General features: G+C 39.7%; 17 protein-coding genes. 6 read left to right on the plus strand and 11 right to left on the minus strand.

Annotated features, from left to right (window positions below; genetic code table 11):
• Position 1: 1 nt before the first annotated feature.
• Entirely contained in the window at positions 2 to 595 is a 594-nt protein-coding gene (locus PP182_RS11710; protein WP_272651437.1) for a gluconate 2-dehydrogenase subunit 3 family protein, read from the plus strand.
• Positions 596 to 877: 282 nt separating this feature from the next.
• Here PP182_RS11710 and PP182_RS11715 read toward each other — a convergent pair whose 3' ends face one another.
• Genes PP182_RS11715 through PP182_RS11730 form a run of 4 tightly spaced genes read right to left on the minus strand, consistent with a single transcriptional unit; the run spans position 878 to position 5398 of the window.
• A complete protein-coding gene (locus PP182_RS11715; protein ID WP_272651438.1) occupies positions 878 to 1213 on the minus strand; it encodes a TIGR04076 family protein in 336 nt (111 codons plus the stop codon).
• Positions 1203 to 2630: a Na+/H+ antiporter NhaC family protein gene (locus tag PP182_RS11720; protein ID WP_272651439.1), complete on the minus strand. Its 1428-nt coding sequence runs from the start codon at positions 2628 to 2630 to the stop codon at positions 1203 to 1205. Before PP182_RS11720 ends, PP182_RS11715 begins: the two co-directional genes overlap by 11 nt.
• Before the next feature lie 2 nt (positions 2631 to 2632).
• Positions 2633 to 3676 carry an aldo/keto reductase gene (locus tag PP182_RS11725; RefSeq protein ID WP_272651440.1) on the minus strand — a complete coding sequence of 348 codons (1044 nt, stop codon included), beginning with the start codon at positions 3674 to 3676 and terminating at the stop codon, positions 2633 to 2635.
• A 3-nt stretch (positions 3677 to 3679) separates the two neighbouring features.
• Positions 3680 to 5398 (minus strand): DUF885 family protein, encoded by a 1719-nt coding sequence (locus tag PP182_RS11730; RefSeq protein WP_272651441.1) that lies wholly within the window; start codon positions 5396 to 5398, stop codon positions 3680 to 3682.
• Between the two features lie 61 nt (positions 5399 to 5459).
• Here PP182_RS11730 and PP182_RS11735 point away from each other — a divergent pair, with 61 nt between their 5' ends.
• Complete coding sequence (locus tag PP182_RS11735) at positions 5460 to 6044, plus strand: NUDIX domain-containing protein (RefSeq protein ID WP_272651442.1); 585 nt, start codon at positions 5460 to 5462, stop codon at positions 6042 to 6044.
• Positions 6045 to 6114: 70 nt separating this feature from the next.
• Here PP182_RS11735 and PP182_RS11740 read toward each other — a convergent pair whose 3' ends face one another.
• Positions 6115 to 7383, minus strand: coding sequence for a D-alanyl-D-alanine carboxypeptidase/D-alanyl-D-alanine-endopeptidase (locus PP182_RS11740; protein ID WP_272651443.1), 1269 nt, complete (start codon positions 7381 to 7383; stop codon positions 6115 to 6117).
• Positions 7384 to 7567: 184 nt separating this feature from the next.
• On the opposite strand from PP182_RS11740, the gene PP182_RS11745 reads away from it, so the two are divergent.
• On the plus strand, positions 7568 to 7765 hold the full coding sequence (locus tag PP182_RS11745; protein WP_094998356.1) for a hypothetical protein: 198 nt from the start codon (positions 7568 to 7570) through the stop codon (positions 7763 to 7765).
• A gap of 96 nt (positions 7766 to 7861) precedes the next feature.
• On the opposite strand, the gene PP182_RS11750 is transcribed toward PP182_RS11745, so the two are convergent.
• Complete coding sequence (locus tag PP182_RS11750) at positions 7862 to 8800, minus strand: hydrogen peroxide-inducible genes activator (RefSeq protein ID WP_272651444.1); 939 nt, start codon at positions 8798 to 8800, stop codon at positions 7862 to 7864.
• 112 nt (positions 8801 to 8912) lie between these two features.
• Here PP182_RS11750 and PP182_RS11755 point away from each other — a divergent pair, with 112 nt between their 5' ends.
• Positions 8913 to 9392, plus strand: coding sequence for a Dps family protein (locus PP182_RS11755; RefSeq protein WP_272651445.1), 480 nt, complete (start codon positions 8913 to 8915; stop codon positions 9390 to 9392).
• A gap of 24 nt (positions 9393 to 9416) precedes the next feature.
• Here PP182_RS11755 and PP182_RS11760 read toward each other — a convergent pair whose 3' ends face one another.
• Positions 9417 to 9767: an iron chaperone gene (locus PP182_RS11760; protein ID WP_272651446.1), complete on the minus strand. Its 351-nt coding sequence runs from the start codon at positions 9765 to 9767 to the stop codon at positions 9417 to 9419.
• Positions 9768 to 9877: 110 nt separating this feature from the next.
• Positions 9878 to 10294, minus strand: a complete 417-nt coding sequence (locus PP182_RS11765) for a DUF2141 domain-containing protein (RefSeq protein WP_272651447.1) — start codon at positions 10292 to 10294, stop codon at positions 9878 to 9880.
• 214 nt (positions 10295 to 10508) lie between these two features.
• Between PP182_RS11765 and PP182_RS11770 the strand changes: the two genes are divergently transcribed.
• Positions 10509 to 12668 carry a TonB-dependent receptor gene (locus PP182_RS11770; RefSeq protein WP_272651448.1) on the plus strand — a complete coding sequence of 720 codons (2160 nt, stop codon included), beginning with the start codon at positions 10509 to 10511 and terminating at the stop codon, positions 12666 to 12668.
• Here PP182_RS11770 and PP182_RS11775 read toward each other — a convergent pair.
• Positions 12665 to 13192, minus strand: coding sequence for a DoxX family protein (locus tag PP182_RS11775; RefSeq protein WP_272651449.1), 528 nt, complete (start codon positions 13190 to 13192; stop codon positions 12665 to 12667). The two genes, PP182_RS11770 and PP182_RS11775, sit on opposite strands and share 4 nt — an antisense overlap.
• A gap of 141 nt (positions 13193 to 13333) precedes the next feature.
• Here PP182_RS11775 and PP182_RS11780 point away from each other — a divergent pair, with 141 nt between their 5' ends.
• Positions 13334 to 14386: an NAD(P)-dependent alcohol dehydrogenase gene (locus tag PP182_RS11780; protein WP_272651450.1), complete on the plus strand. Its 1053-nt coding sequence runs from the start codon at positions 13334 to 13336 to the stop codon at positions 14384 to 14386.
• A 280-nt stretch (positions 14387 to 14666) separates the two neighbouring features.
• Here PP182_RS11780 and PP182_RS11785 read toward each other — a convergent pair whose 3' ends face one another.
• The gene (locus PP182_RS11785; RefSeq protein WP_272651451.1) at positions 14667 to 16028 is read right to left on the minus strand and encodes a glycoside hydrolase family 113; all 1362 of its coding nucleotides are present in this window, start codon (positions 16026 to 16028) and stop codon (positions 14667 to 14669) included.
• A 6-nt stretch (positions 16029 to 16034) separates the two neighbouring features.
• Positions 16035 to 16637, minus strand: coding sequence for an FMN-binding negative transcriptional regulator (locus tag PP182_RS11790; protein WP_272651452.1), 603 nt, complete (start codon positions 16635 to 16637; stop codon positions 16035 to 16037).
• Between the last annotated feature and the right edge of the window lies 1 nt (position 16638).

Raw genomic sequence — 16638 nt, forward strand, 5'->3', positions numbered from 1 at the left:
TATGGACAGAAGAAAAGCACTTAAGAAAGCCGGTTTATTGGCTGGAGCCACAATAGCTATGCCTTCCATGTTCTCCCTATTACAATCCTGCAAAAGCGAGACACGATTGGACTGGCAACCTGAGTTTTTTACGGAGGAAGAGGCCAAGACCATTTCCGCCTTGATAGATACTATTTTACCGGCAACGGATACACCAGGAGGTTTAGATGTAAAGGCAGATATGTTTATCGATAAAGTAGTAGCACATACCTACGATGCCGAAGGACAAAAATATATGCGTGATGCTATAGCCGAATTTAATCAGGCGTGCAAGGAAAAATACGGTGCTATTTTTCCAGAATTAAGCAATTCAGAAAAAATTGAAGTTTTAAAGGATGCCGAAGCAAATTCTCCAAAGTTCAACCCTGGGATATGGGGTACAAGTGTTGGAGAACAAGAGCCTGTTGGGTTTTACAGGTCTATGAAATCCATGGCCATTTGGGCCTATTTTACTTCTGAGGAAATAGGAGAAAATGTATTGAGCTATGACCCCATTCCTGGAACTTACGAACCTTGTAAGCCACTATCGGAGGTAGGTAATCGTTGGAGTTTGTAATAGGAAACTGGTACCGATTTTTTTAGTAATTTGGAGTACAGCCTGTTCAACAATTACAGGTATTTATACTCGTTTCCTCTAAAAAAATCCACCCCATTTATTAGGGTTTTGCCCTAAAAGTGGGGTGTTGTTTTTCGGCCTTAATTAAGTACTTGGAATTTACCAAAAATGAACCACTTTACAAGCTTTCATTTTGGTTTTTAGACCTTGATGCTTGGGATTTCTGAATATTGAAATCTCGCAGTGCTTTTATCTTTTTCCTTAAACTACCTGTTTACATTTTTATTTTTTCCACTTAACAGGGCTCACGTCATCGTGGTTTAGAACCCTTAAGCTTTCACGGTCTATTCGCATTATAAGTTTGCATTCAGGATCTGGGCAGACGACGCGGGCGTCGGTTTCCATCCAGTCCGCCGGATGATTTTTCCTTTGTTTGGCGGGTAACAGGGGTAGGGTAGATTGTAGTGCATACAAACAAAAATCGGCCTTATCCGGCATGGACAGTTTTCCACCTTTTAGGTGAAATTTATCACCAACGTTCATATTACAGGTACAGTTGCCGCCAATTTTTTCAACGACTATGGTCAAATCATAGAGTTCAAATTGATCATCCCTCAACGTATTCTCTTTTTCCATTTTTATTTTTTCTTTCGTTAAACTTTCCCCAGCCAAAAGTTAAGGTTATTACAGCCATTATGAGTAGGCCCCATGACATAAAATTAAATAGCCCTACCTCTAACGGACTCACTTGTGGAATATCATATTCTTTGCCGGTTTTGGTCATATTGGCCATTAATAGGACAGGAATAAAATAGGGTATCAAAAACGGAAATATACAGGCGATTAAGCTTAAGAGATTGGCACGTCTTATTTTCGATACCCCTAATCGTTCACCTGTTTTTTTTGTAAAGTCGGCCACCATTAAAATAGCGACGATGCTATGGGTGGTCAATAACACGGCCATACCCATTACCGTAACGATCCAATGTTCGGCATGCTTTTCGGTTTTTGCTTTGGCAGCGGCAAAATCCACCAAGCGGTTCATAAGTCCGCTGGCCTTTAGTGTTGCTACCAAGCCCATTAAAAGAATTGTAAAAAAACTGAGTCCTACAGCCCTGTTGATACCATCGATAACAAAACTTTTGGTGGTAAAATTTTCGATATCCAGATCAATGACCTTATCGAATGGTAAAAGTCCAAAAACTAGACTCAAAACTGTTCCGAAAAGTAATCCAAATAAGAGTCCGTGCAAAAGATGTTTTCCTTTCAGGAAAAGATAGATGATGAATGCAGGCACCAATAACATAGGGAGCCCTTTCGGATTGCCCAACCCACCTATATCAGCAATGCTTGAACCTACGTTGTTGTAGGCCATAGCACTATATAAGACCAAAGCAAACAACGCCGCAGGAAAAACATATTTCAATCGGCTTTTTATGGTAGGGCCGATTTTGGCTTCTTGACTTAGGGCGCTGGCAATGGTCGTGTCTGAAATAGGAGCGATAAAATCCCCAAAGGTGGCTCCGCCAATAATAGCTCCTGCCAAGGTAGGTAGATGTGCCCCTAAAACACCGCCAGTAGGGTAGAGTAGTGGACTACAAATCAATATGGTGGCGAAACTTGAACCCGTAGACAAGGAAACGATACAACAAATGATAAACGTAGCGATAATAAACCCTGGGCCCGAAAGTTTTACCTGATCGGTAAGCCAAATCAAGGCTTCCACAAAACCTGTAAGTGTCATAAGGACTCCTATGATAGATGCCAAAATCCAGGCGGTGATCATGATCATCACTATTTTTTGGGACATTCCAGCAATGACGACTTCGGAAAATGCGGTTCGGTCCTTACAAAGCAAAAGACCCATCCCTAAGGCCAATATCAAAATGGGCCAAAATCCACGCTCGTCTGGAGCACCAGAGAGGGCAATGCCAATCACTCCGGAAACGAAAACAAAAAAGGGCAACAAGGTCCCTAAGGTGCCACCATAGAATTCAATTTTTGGAAGGGCTTCCTGTGTTTCGTCAAGTTTCAAACTTAGTCTTCGTTAAGGTTATATTTCATGATGGAACCATGTTTGCCGGTCTTATCGCGCTCCAATTCATAAAAGGGCCCGTTGGGGCCTTTGCTTCGGGAAACAACTGATTCTATTTTGGCAAGGTCATTCTGGTTTAAGGTAAAACTGTCCAATTTCTGTAGACTCTCTAGATGATTACAGTTTCTTGAACCAACGATAATACCACCCACCATTTGTTTTTGTAAAATATAGTTACAAGCAACTTCGGTGATACCTACCTGATATTGGTCGGCAATCATTCTAAGCACCTGAAGTGCCTCTTGAAAAAGTTCATAACCTCCAAATTCATCAATAATCAATCTGTATTTGGTCAGGGAACGGTTTTCATAAGGGGGTATAGGGTCCGGAGCGTTCAGATAACGGTCACTAAGGAAACCACCTGCCACGGTGCCGTAGCAGAGATAGGGAATGTTGTGTTCTTTGGCCAGCGCGGTCATATTCTTTTCAACCCGATGATCCAGTAGGGAATATTGCACTTGATTGGATGCGATGGTTACACCGGCATCCAGCATTTCTCGAATACGCTTCGTATCAAAATTGGTAACCCCTAGAAATCGTATTTTTCCGCTTTTTTGCAATTCCGAAAGGTGAACTGCAGTTTCTAAATATTTCGGGAATTGATAATCCCACCAAGCGAATTGCACCAAATCCAATTGTTCTACACCTAGGCGTTTGAGCGAGCGGTCAATTATCCGGATCGTATCCTCTTTTCTAAGTGTTGCCAAGGCATTGTAGTCGGGAACGTATTTGGTGTGCACTTGAATCGGGGACAATTCTCCCGAACGAAATTCATCTTCATATTTTTTTCTGAACTTGCCGATGAGTTCTTCTACCCCTGTGTAAATATCGGCACAATCGAAAGTGGTTATACCGGCTTTTACGAAATGATGCATATCTACCAAGGCTTGTTCTTCAGAGATATTCCCATGACCTCCCGCCAAGTGCCATCCCCCTTTGATTACTCTCGAAATGGTATATCCGGGTTGTAGTTCTATTCGTTTCATGAATTAATTGGAGCTTGTATTTTTAAATATGTCGTAGAATTCTTCAATGGGTATAGGCCCTGCCTTCATAATGGTATCCATAAAATATTTTAAATCGAAATTGTCGCCCAGGCGTTCCTTTTCGGTTTTTAGTAATTGCGTGAATTGGGCTCCTCCCAAATAGTAGGAGGTAAGTTGTAAGGGACTGTTCATAATCCGCCCCCAAAGACTTTTGGCGAACTGTGGTGCCAATAAGGAAGTTTCGGTCGAGAATTTTAAAACCTGCTCCTGGTTCCAATCGTTACAATGCACTTGTACCGATGTGTAAGCCCTATTTGCATTTTCCAAGCGTTTGCGCAAGTGTGCCAAAAAGGTCAGTTTGTTTTCAGCTTCCCACCCGGCATCCAACAGCACTTTTTCGGTAAAAGTAGCCCAACCTTCAATGAAAATACCATAAGGGAAAAGCAACCTTAGGCTATGGGGCGTTTCCCGACTGATTTTCAATTGCATATAATGCCCTGGGAAAAGTTCATGGATAACGATCATGCGGTTAAAGGGCTTGTTGAAAGAAGCCCAGAAATCAACTTGTTCTTGTTTGGGCAGCGTATCTGGAATAGAAGGCAAGTTGAGCGTGGTCATGGGATTGGGGTCGAATGGCGGCGCGCTCGCTACCCAGCCGATGCGTGCTGCGGGACCAGCGCTCTCAGGAGCCGTTTGAATACGAAGGGTCTGATTTTTGGGTAAGGTGGCAATATTGTTTTTTTGAATGAAACCGACGGCACTATCGGCCAGCTGTTGCCAAAATTGAAGGTAATCGGCACTGTTCAAGGGAGCGTCCTTTTCCATATCGGCCAAGGCCAAATCAATTATTTCCAGGTCGTTTTTTGGAAGGTTTTTATCGGGGTAGGTTTCAACGAGGTACTGCTTGGATACCTCCCATAGTAAAGCACGAACCGTCCTAATTTCGTTCAAGGCCATTTCGGCCAATTCAGTTGAGGTTAGATCGCTGTCCGTGTACAATTTTAACCTTCGGTCATATTCCTGTCTTCCTAGAATGGATGTATCAGGTAACGTGTTGTCCTGAAATTTTTCCAGGGCAAATACCTTTAAGGATTCGATGCTCCTAATAGTGGAATCCATCGCAGGACATTCCCTTGAAATTGAATTCGCACCTCTACTTTTGAAGTCACCCTGAGTCAGATATTTCAGGGATTTTGATAAATTTTCCAGGCCTTCTTCCAAATCACCTTTAGAAACGTTCCTTAGATTTTTTTGCGCGGCAAGCGCCAATTTTTCAATGGATATAAGACGATTGCATATAACGTTCACTTTCTCATTATCTAGTAGATAATCGGCTTTTATAAATGTAGGGATTGCGTCCGAAATAAGTTCTGCGTACAAATTGAAAGAATTGGTATGCATATTTAGGTTCTTCCACGTATCAACTTCAGATTGGGCTTGAACCCGTAGCAATCTCTTGTCGCTAGGGTCAATTTGGGCATCGGGTTGGGAGAGTAAGGTCAGGATTCGTTCGTTGAAGTCCAACCACTGGTTTATAGAGGCTTCGGAAAGATCCTCATAATAAAATACGGATGATCGCATACCCGATTCCAGTGCTTGGGAAGGGTAAAAGGCCTTCCAAGCTGAAATATATCGTTCGTCCAAGTCTTGGGCTGAGGTAGAGAAGGTTAACAAAAAAAATAACAGCCAATGGCTAAAGTAGGTCTTCATTGCCTTGCTCATAGGTTTGGTCTTGGTGAGAAAGATAGCAATTTATGGGGATAATGTTCGTTAAATTTAAAGCATGGAAAACGGTAGAATTAAAAATATAAAACGACAGATTCTTTCTGATAATTGGTATACCCTCAACAAATATACTTTTGAATATCAAAAGTTTGATGGTAGCTGGGAAGTTCAAAAACGGGAATCCTATGACTGTGGTGATGGTGCGGCAATTCTATTATACAATAGGGAAACGGGTAATGTAGTGTTGACCAAACAATTTAGAATGCCTACTTATGTCAATGAAAATGGAGACGGCATGATGGTAGAGGTTTGTGCTGGACTTTTAGAGGGATTGAGCCCAACAGAGTGCATTCTAAAAGAAACGTTAGAGGAAACCGGTTATCGGCTTCAGGAAGTAGAACAGGTATTGGTCACATATATGTGTCCGGGTTCCGTAACGCAGAAGCTCTATTTGTACATTGGGGAATATCACGACGAAATGAAGGTTGAAGAAGGAGGCGGTGCGGACGATGAAACCGAAAACATTGAAGTTTTGGAAATGTCCTTTGAAAAGGCTTTAGAAATGATGGCTTCTGGAGAAATTTGTGATGCCAAGACGGTTATGCTGCTGCAATATATGCAGATTCATAAATTGTTAGGATAATAGAAAGATGCCCGTGTTTAAAGTGTCGAGCAGCAAAAATTTGGGTTATCTATAAACTATTGGCCAACAACTAGTAACTATCCCTAATGGTTTCGAAAACGGATTCCATTTTTTGCTTTATTTCTGAAGATGAGTGTTTAAAATGATTGTTCATAAAGCTAAAGATCAATAGTCTTCCAGACTTAGTTCTTAAATATCCACTCAAACAATAATTGTTGCTTAAACTTCCAGATTTCGCAAATATATAGGGTTCATCATTCCCAGAATACCACGATTTCAAAGTTCCAGAGACCCCTCCTGTCGGAAAAATAGTCAATAGTCGCTCTTCTGGGATTTCTCTGTAAAGTCGGTTCAATACATATACCATGGATTGCGGCGTAAAGAGATTATATCTGGATAATCCCGAGCCGTCTACCCATCTAGGTTCTTGTGGAAGGTCTTTAAGGTCATTTTCCAATATATAGTTTCTTGCGTTTTGCGTATTTAGGGTATCGGTCAATACTCCGGACGATAAGACCAATAACTGTTCTGCAATGAAGTTGTCACTTTCGTGCATCAATCTAACATAAAGTGAGTCCGCAGGAATGCCGTAGAGCGTCTTTTTAGTTCCTTTAGGCATTTTATTTGCAATATGGATTGACTTTTCCAAGGAATGTTCCAACACTGCCTTAACCGTTTTTTTAGACGTTATAAATGGAATTTCAAGACTGTCCTTTGTTTCACCATCGAAATAGAAAATATTACTGTCCTTTTCCCTATTCCAAGTGTTTTTAATTGTAATCACACTATCCTTAAAATAATCTGGACTTGCTGACCATTCTGGGTTGTCGTAAATTAGAATTGTGTTTCCGTACATCGGGAATGCATTGCGCTCGGGTGAATAATACCATTCAAAATCGTCCCATGACCATCCAGGACCCCACTTGGTATCCACAAAATTCCCATCGTAAAAGGCGAGGTTATCTCTGTTTCTTAAAAATTTGAATCCCGTACTATCCTTAAGATAATGATGCAAAAAAGAAGGGTCTCCGCTTCCCTCAAAATATAGTGTGTCATTTTGTTCTAGGTATCTAAGGGTGGGAATACGGTTTGGAAGGGTTTTTAATGCAGTATATAAAGTGAAGATTTTAGTGTTGCTTGCCGGGGTAAAATACTTATCACTATTGTGATTGTATATCGTATCTCCGGATATTGGGTCTATTACCAAAAAACCAGTAAACTGATTTTTAAAAAAAGTTGATTCCAAAGTGACATCAATGTTTTTTATGGCTTTTCTTTTTAGACCCGCACAGCTAAACAATAGAAATATCAATAGGACGGAGAACATTGTTTTTTTCATGATATGACTTTGTAGCTATTTATAAACCAATATGTTATGATTTTAGAATTCATTTCGTTATATTAAGACCCGTAGTTTAAAAAGTGGTTTAACAATTTTTAATTGATTTTAACTTTTTGGCTACAATATTATATCCTTTTAAGGGTTTAAATTTACACAACAACTAATTTAAAAACGTGTTTACATGAAAAGAACAATGTTGGAGTACAGTAAAACTGTGCTACAGAAGGTTAGTTTTGATGCCAAATTATTCTACAAGGAACTTAAAAAGGCACTTGTAAGGTTACTACCCGAAGAGGTAGAGGAATTAAAAGCTTGGTTAGAAACTTTTATAGTTGATAAACCAGAACTTCAACAAAGTTTAATGTATTTAAAATCATAAGTTGAAAGCCACTGAAAAGTGGCTTTAAAAGAGGTTGTACTCGGGCTGAAGTAGTTTTGGACAATTTTGAATAAAATTGAAGAGTAAATTCGTCTTTTATTTATTCAAGGGGCTTATAATTTTTACATCCTGAAAGGCAATAGCCCCTCTTACGACTCCGGAAATAACATCCCTTAGCGCTTCTGTAATTTGTATTTTCAATTCACTTTTGTGATAAATAAGGCTGACCTCTCTGGCCGGGGATGGATCCTTGAAATACTTTAGATTTCCCTTTTTATCATCTTCCAGTTCCAAGGTATTCAAAAAAGGGAGAAGGGTCATTCCAAGTCCTTCGTTAGATAGATTGACCAAGGTTTCGAAACTACCGCTTTGTAATTGAAAATGATCTCCACCCAATTTTTTCGGTGCCTTACAAAGGTTTAAAACTCCTTCCCTAAAACAGTGCCCATCCTGTAATAATAGAATATCGGTAACATCTAGGTCTTCCACTTCCAAAGTGTCATAAGTTCCCAATCTATGATTTTTGGGTACGTAACCTACAAAGGGTTCGTAATAAAGAGGTCGCTCAATAATATTATCTTCCTCCAAAGGTGTGGCGGCGATAGCTGCGTCCAAATGTCCGTCCTGTAAATTTTCAATAAGGTTCTCTGTATTCTGTTCTTTTATGATGAGGTTAACCTTAGGATATTTGGTAATGAAAGTTTTTAGAAACATAGGTAATAGGGTAGGCATAATGGTAGGTATTATTCCCAAAGTAAAATCTCCGCCTATGAATCCTTTTTCTTGATCAACAATATCCTTAATCCGATTGGCTTCGTTGACGATATTTTTGGCTTGGGCCACAATTTTTTTACCTACTTCGGTAACCGAAATCGGCTTTTTTCCACGGTCGAATATTTGAACATCCAATTCATCCTCAAGCTTTTGAACCTGCATGCTTAAAGTTGGTTGTGTAACAAAACTTTTCTCTGCTGCAAGCGTGAAATTCTTATACTCCGCTACGGCAAGAACATAGCGCAACTGTGTAATGGTCATGTCAACGATTTTAGTAATAAAGATATTAAAACTATCAATAAATCTTATGACAAAGGTCATGTTTATTCGATATCTTTATACTTAATTTTATAAGTGACTTAAATACAATACAATGAAATTAAATAGTATAGGATTAGAAACAAATAAATCGCAGGTTATTGGTAAAGATTTAAATGTGCTTTTGGCCAATTTTCAGCGGTATTATCAAAATTTAAGAGGAATACACTGGAATATTAAGGGGAAACGATTTTTCGATTTACACGTAAAATTCGAGGAGTTGTATACGGATGCAAATTTAAAAGTGGACATGGTGGCTGAGCGCATTTTAACGCTTGGAAGTGTACCTATGCATACCTTTGAGGATTATATTGATAACTCCTCGGTACCTTTGGGTAAGAATATCACAAAGGACGATGATGCCATACGACTTATCGTTGATTCTTTGAAAGAATTATTAACTATCGAAAGAGGTATTTTAAAAGCTTCTGATGAAGCTGATGACGAAGGAACTAATTCCATGATGAGCGATTTTATCACGGAACAGGAGAAAACGGTCTGGATGATGAAAGCATGGTTGGCCGAGGACATATAAAAACTAGTCTTTAGGATTAAATGGTCAGTTTTTGAGTTCCCTAACTTTGAAACGGACCATTTTTTTTATCGTTTCAATAGGAAGTTCATCATTATAAGGAAATTGAACAGAACCTTTTCCTTTTTTATACCTGCACAATTCTTTTTTAAATGCCTCATGGACACTGGGAGTCGCGTACAATCCAAAATGGTGCTTCTGGGCCGCAAAATAGACCAAGGGCTTTCCGTCTAATTTATAACACGGCATTCCATAGCTAATCGCCTCTATGGAATCTGGGGCAATATCTTTTACGAGCTTTCGTAAAACCAATAACCTTTCCTGAATATCAGCCGGGAAATGGGAGGTATACTCTTCAAAATTTGACGCTTTTATCATTTTTGGCATATTAGATAAAAAATGGGATTGGCCTTCTAAAATTAGAAAATTCAGCTAAATAAAAAAGCCTCCGAAAGGAAGCTAATTTTAATTGATTGATGATTTTCTTTCTAGAAGCGAATCCTAAATTCCAAATCCTCGTTTTCAACTTCAAACTTGGAACCATCAAAACTTGGAGGCCCAAAGGCCATATCACCTGAAGTGGCATAACTTTCTTTAGGCATTCCGTTGGCCTCAAAATCCATGCGTTGATTACCATTTTTGTCGTGCATCATCATTAATGCAAAGCTTCCAGGTGTTACATCGGAAAAAGTAAGGGTCACTTCCCCGGTGGAAGCATCTATACTTTTATTTTGAATGCCTGGCGCCTTCATAAAGGTATCTTGTGTATGCAGGGATCCAATTATTTGGCCCTCATCGGACAAAACATTCTCAATGGTAACCGTAATGGTAACTCCTTCTTGATCTTGGGCATTTATGATCATGCTCGTTAATACCAATCCTAAAATAATTCCTAATCTTTTCATGTGTAAGGTTTTAAAGTTATTTGATACTTCAAATTTCAGTGAACACTGCTGTTTTTTAAAAAGGGAAATACCGAACTGTGGAATATTGGGAGCGAAATGTAATTCCCGAAAATCATATCAATTCAGGTTATGAATTCTACAATTCGGTCAAAAGGAATTCTGTACTGTGGTTCATTCAATGAATTTTGTGATGTAATCCGTCAGAACGAACATCATGAAAACTTTTTGTCATCTTATTCTATTATTATTCGCTACCGGAGCTTTTGGCCAAACCATCATTTCCGGTACGGTAACCGACAGTGGGGATAATCCCATCGAGGGGGCCAATGTGTATATAGAAGGTACCTACGATGGTGCCTCTACAGATTCAGAAGGGCAATTTACTTTTGAGACTTCGGAATCGGGGACTCAAAACCTAATGGTGTCCATGCTATCCTTTGAGACTTTTACACAGGCTGGAGATGTCAGGTATCTCAAAGACCTTCGAATTACATTGAGAGAAGCTCTGAATGAACTAACAGGGGTTACTTTGACCGCCGGGAGTTTCAAAGCAGGTGATAATTCCAAAGCTTCCGTATTAAAACCTCTGGATATTGTTACTACAGCTGGTGCTGCTGGAGATTTTGTCGCAGCCCTACAGACTCTTCCAGGCACGAGTACCGTAAATGAGGATGGTAGACTGTTCGTTAGGGGCGGTGCTGCAGGAGAGACCCAAGTCTTCATCGATGGATTGCGTGTTTTTCAACCATTCAATGCAACGGCAAACAATATACCTACGCGCGGAAGATTTTCCCCATTTTTATTTAAAGGAATCACTTTTAGTACGGGGGGATATTCGGCAGAATATGGACAAGCTCTCTCCAGTGTACTTTTATTAAATACGACCGATGTTCCAGATCAGGAAAAGACGGATATTTCAATAATGTCCGTAGGTGGGGGACTTGGGCATACGGAAATTTGGGACAAGGAATCCTTGAGCATCAACGCCAATTACATTAATCTGGCACCTTATCAATTCTTGGTACCATCCAACCGGGATATGCGTTGGAATAAACCTTTCGAGTCCATTTCTGGGGAAGCGGTATTTCGCAGTCAAAGGGAAAGAAGTCTTTTTAAGCTGTATACCGGGTTTAATCATTCCAATCTCGACATAGAACAAGCGGATATTAATTTTGAAGACTATGTTCCCTTTCGTCTTAAAAACAACAATTTATACCTAAATGGGTCCTATAAGAACTTTTTGGAAAATGAATGGACAATTACTTCTGGAGCAAGTATTTCTGTTGATAAAAATGATATTGATATTCTGGAAAATACGCTGGACTCCAAGGAGGTTGCAGCACATTTGAAAACCAAGGTCAATAAAAACTTTAGCAATCGATTTCAATTGGTTTTTGGGGCAGAGTATTTTAGGCAACAATTTGATGAAAGCTTCACGGACATTGGGGATACAAAAATCCCCTACGGATTTGATGACCATCTAGTTGGAGCGTTTGCCGAAACGGATATTTTCTTTAGTAACAAGTTTGCCATTAAATTTGGAGGAAGGTTGGAGCATAGCCAACTTCTTGATCAAACCACGTTGTCGCCCCGGGTTTCCTTGGCATATAAAAGCAGTGATAAGGGGCAGTTTTCTTTGGCCTATGGCGATTTTTATCAAAATCCATGGAACGAATACTTAAAATTCGACCAAGAATTAAAAGCAGAGAAAACGTCTCATTACATCTTAAATTATCAAATGTTGGATAATGGTAGAACTTTTAGGGCAGAAGCCTATTATAAAAATTACGACAATCTGGTAAAATTTGATACTGAAACACCCTTATTCAATTCTACATATGCGAATACCGGTGGTGGTTATGCCATGGGTCTGGATGTCTTTTGGAGGGATAATAAGAGCATCAAAAATTTAGATTATTGGGTATCCTATTCCTTTTTGGATACCCAAAGGAACTATCGTAATTTTAGGGAGAAGGCAACTCCAAATTTTGCCCCAAAAAACAGTTTCTCCTTGGTCACCAAGTATTGGGTAGAGGATTGGCGTTCCCAGGTCGGTTTTTCCTATAATTATGGATCGGGAAGACCTTATGATAATCCCAATACAACTGAATTCCTAAATGAACGGACAAAACCCTATAACAATCTAAGTGTGAATTGGGCATACCTGCTTTCGCCGCAAAAGATTCTTTATTTATCCATTAGTAATGTAGCAGGTTTCAATAATGTAAATGGCTATCAATATGCCAATGACCGAAACGATTTGGGGGCTTTTGAACGGAGGGCAATTAGACCAAATGCGGATACTTTCTTTTTCGTCGGCTTCTTTTGGACGATTAGTCAGGATAACAAAAGCAATCAATTGGATAATCTTTAAGGTATGAATTGTCGGAACAAATAGTGGTCTAGACTAAATTTACCCGCTCCAAGTCCAAGGTAGAATAAACCAAGACAGAAGAAGAAGAAAACGGGAAGAATGTCCCAAGAGCCGTCCCATGACCTAACAAATATACTCATCAACATGGTGAGGAAAACAAAAAAGGAAGTTATACGTGTATTTAATCCAACAATCAATAATAAGCCTCCAAATGCTTCCATAAAACCGATGGACCATGCATATACCTCGGGTGTTAAATCAAATGGGTATCCCTGATAAGCGATGTAAGCCACAAATTCTTGGGAGACCTCCAAAGTAGATAGTTTCATGCGCTCGGGAGTCCAGGGGGTTCCAAATTTATTGGGCGCATATTTAAAGGCAAGTAATGACCCCATTAAAATTCTTGGAAGCAGTATAAGTAGATTGGGTAAAAAACCATCGACCTCAAAGGGTATTAGAACTTTCCTAAATAGTCTAAGCGCACGAACCATGTTTCGCAAAAGGGGTTGGTTTAGTAAAATCATGGTTAGTGATTACTAAATTTAACGAAACATTCACAATTAAAAAAAAAGGAAATATAGTATGCGTCCGTGATTTTAGCATTAACGTCAAGTTTGTAATAAAAATGTAAGGAACTTTAAATTTTAATTAGAAAATCAAATTACATGACAGCGATAAAAGCATATGCGGCATCTTCAAAGGATGCCGATTTAAAATCTCTTGATATCAAAAGAAGAGATGTAAAGAAGGATGATGTAAAAATAGACATTCTTTACTGTGGCGTTTGCCATAGTGATTTGCATCAAGTACGAAACGATTGGAAAAACTCCCAATACCCTGTTGTTCCAGGTCATGAGATTATAGGTAAAGTCTTGGAGGTAGGTGATAATGTCTCCGATTTTAAGCAAGGCGACTTGGTTGGGGTAGGGTGTATGGTAGATTCTTGCCAGACCTGTAGTTCCTGTAAGGACGATTTGGAACAGTTCTGCGAAAATGGGGCGACCATGACTTACAATAGTAAGGATAAGCACTTAGGAGGTCATACTTTTGGTGGATACTCCGAAAGTATTGTGGTCGATAAGGAATTTATATTGACCATTCCGGAGAATCTGGATGCTAAAGCTGCCGCCCCTTTACTATGCGCTGGGATAACTACGTATTCACCTTTGGCCCATTGGGGTGTAAAGGAAGGGGATAAAGTAGGCGTAATTGGATTGGGTGGATTGGGTCACATGGGAATTAAGTTTGCTCATGCCATGGGCGCCCATACCGTGATGATTACTACATCTCCAGATAAGAGTGAAGATGCCAAAAAGTTGGGAGCGGATGAGGTCCTGATTTCCAAGAACGAGGATGAAATGAAAAAACATGCCGGCAGCTTTGATTTTTTACTGAACACCATACCGGTAGGACATGACATGAATCCTTATGTCAATCTTCTGAAAAGGGATGCTACTATGGTAATTGTTGGGGCGGTAGAACCTTTAGACCCTTTACACGGCGGTAGTTTGATTATGGGAAGAAAAAGCATTGCCGGGTCATTGATCGGGGGGATTAGGGAGACCCAGCAGATGCTAGATTTTTGTGGGGAACATAATGTGGTTTGCGATATTGAAATGATTGATATCCAGAATATCAATGAAGCCTATGACCGCTTACAAAAATCGGATGTCAAATATAGATTTGTAATCGACATGAAATCGCTGAAGGATAGCTAATCGAAATATAGGACAACCAAAAAGCCATCATTATTGGTGGCTTTTTTTATTGATAAAAGATTGCAAATTTTTATGGGAGTGGTATGATAACCCCAATAGGGACATCACGATTCCGATGTAGATTAAAAACAATAAGTAGGTCATAGGGCTCAGTTTTATTATTCAACACTCATATGTACGCACTTTGATTGGTAAAGTTTTACAACTTATCGATTATATAGGTAGTTTGTCGATTATGGTGTAAAATTATTAATGATTTAGCTAATAGAACAAAAAATCCCTACTTGCCGCTCTTGCCAAACCATTTAGCAATGACATTTTCTGCAGGCTTAAATCGCGGCGAGAAATCAAGATTGGTCAAAGCACTTTCTTGCGTAGTCCTATTGTCCCATTGCCAGATATAAATACCTGCAAACCATGGTTGGTTCCAATTCTTTTTGAACATGGCCTCATAGGCTAATTGTTGTGTTTTGTCTGATTTTTTCTCGGTAAGCTTACTAAAATAGGAGCCCCATTCCCAAGGTTTTATAGTAGCATCAGGGGTACTTTTATATCCTACTTCGGTAAAAAGGATGGGCTTGTTGTATTTTTTATGGACCGCTTCCAAAACCTTTAGATGTTTATCCCAACCTTTCTCTATACTCTCCAAGTTTGGTAGTTTTTCCTTGGTCAAGGGAAAATAAGCTTGAATACCAATATAGTCCAGCTGGTCCCAGAAATCTATATGTTCATATTCATCGTGCCAATTGGCGGCATAGGTTAATTCACCGTCGTAAATGGCGCGAATCTCTTTGATCAGCTGCTCCCATTTTTCGGGCTGATTTTTTATGGATGTCCTCAATTCCGTCCCGATACAAAAAAGCTCCGTGTTGGTTTCCTGAGCAATTTTGGCATACCGCAGCATATTTAATCGGTACGATTCAAACCACTGGTCCCATTCGGTTTTGTTCCTCAATTTAATGTTGGAACGCCAACCTTCGCTCATCCATAAATGGGGTTTTAAATGAACATGTAGGCCGTTTTTGTGAAGATCGTTGATGGCCTTGATAAAACTGGAATCCCTTCTGCTGTAAATTTCCGAAGCATCAGGAACTTCCATTTGTGAGATAGTTTCGTTTTCCTGATGTAAAAACGGAATGACCGCAACCCACTCCACGTTCGCCCGTATCAATTGGTCAATGGCCTCGGTATTATCCTCTGACCAACCAAAAACACTTGCGCCCCGTTGCTTGCCATCCATTTCGAAAAAATGGTTTGCCCTGCCTGTTTTGTTCATGGCACTATGGTCCCACTGAAAATCGTGTCCCTCGTAGGCGTTAATATAAACCACGGTCTTAAATCCGACGATTAGAAATACTAAAGGCATTACAAAACGTAGTGAGAACTGCCGCCATGCCGTAGCTCTTCCCTTTTTTTGTCCCACTTTTATAAAATGGCCGATTACAAAATAAAGCAGGCCAAAAAGGATAAAAAGAACATGAAAGCCAATAAGGATAAACTTTCGTGAGACCAGGTCCAAAAAAAAGGAAACATATTCTGTAAAGCTGCCGTTACGTCTGGAAAATCGGATAAGGAAGTATACAAAGGTTACTACCCATAACAATAGGTAAAGAAACAAAAGATGTTTGACTCTCTTTTTCATTCTCTTTTATTTTTCTTCCATCTTAGTGGCTATGGCCTTTGCGCCCGCATCTCGCTCCTTAAGCTCAGATATAATCTTGGCATGGTCTTGTTCCCTTCCTTGCGATAGTTTATACGTGGCTTGGATATCGGTAATTTCAATTTTGAACCCTACGACGCCCCTAATCTGAGCCATGGTCTTATCGGACATATCATGGAGGGAAATCGATTCTTTGGAATCACGTTCATATTTATCCACCAATTTATGCATGGATGCCAGAACTTCTTCTTCACTCAAAATAGTAATTTTCCCATACACGTGCACAGCAATATAATTCCATGTGGGTACTTCTTCATCCTTGTACCAAGAGGAGGACACATAGGTATGCGGACCGTTAAAAATACAAAGCACTTCCTCCTGTTCGTTAAAACTCTTCCATTGCGGGTTGGCCTTGGAAATATGACTGACCAAAATATCCTTTCCTACTTCATCGGTATTCAATTCAATCGGAATATGAGTGGCCCAAGGCTTACCATCCACCTGATTCACCAATATCCCAAAACTGTTGCTCTTAATGAAGTCTCGGACCTGTTTTAGGTCTTCATTTTTGTAATGGTTGGGTGTGTACATG

This window comes from Maribacter sp. PR1, assembly GCF_028464145.1.
GTDB lineage: Bacteria > Bacteroidota > Bacteroidia > Flavobacteriales > Flavobacteriaceae > Maribacter.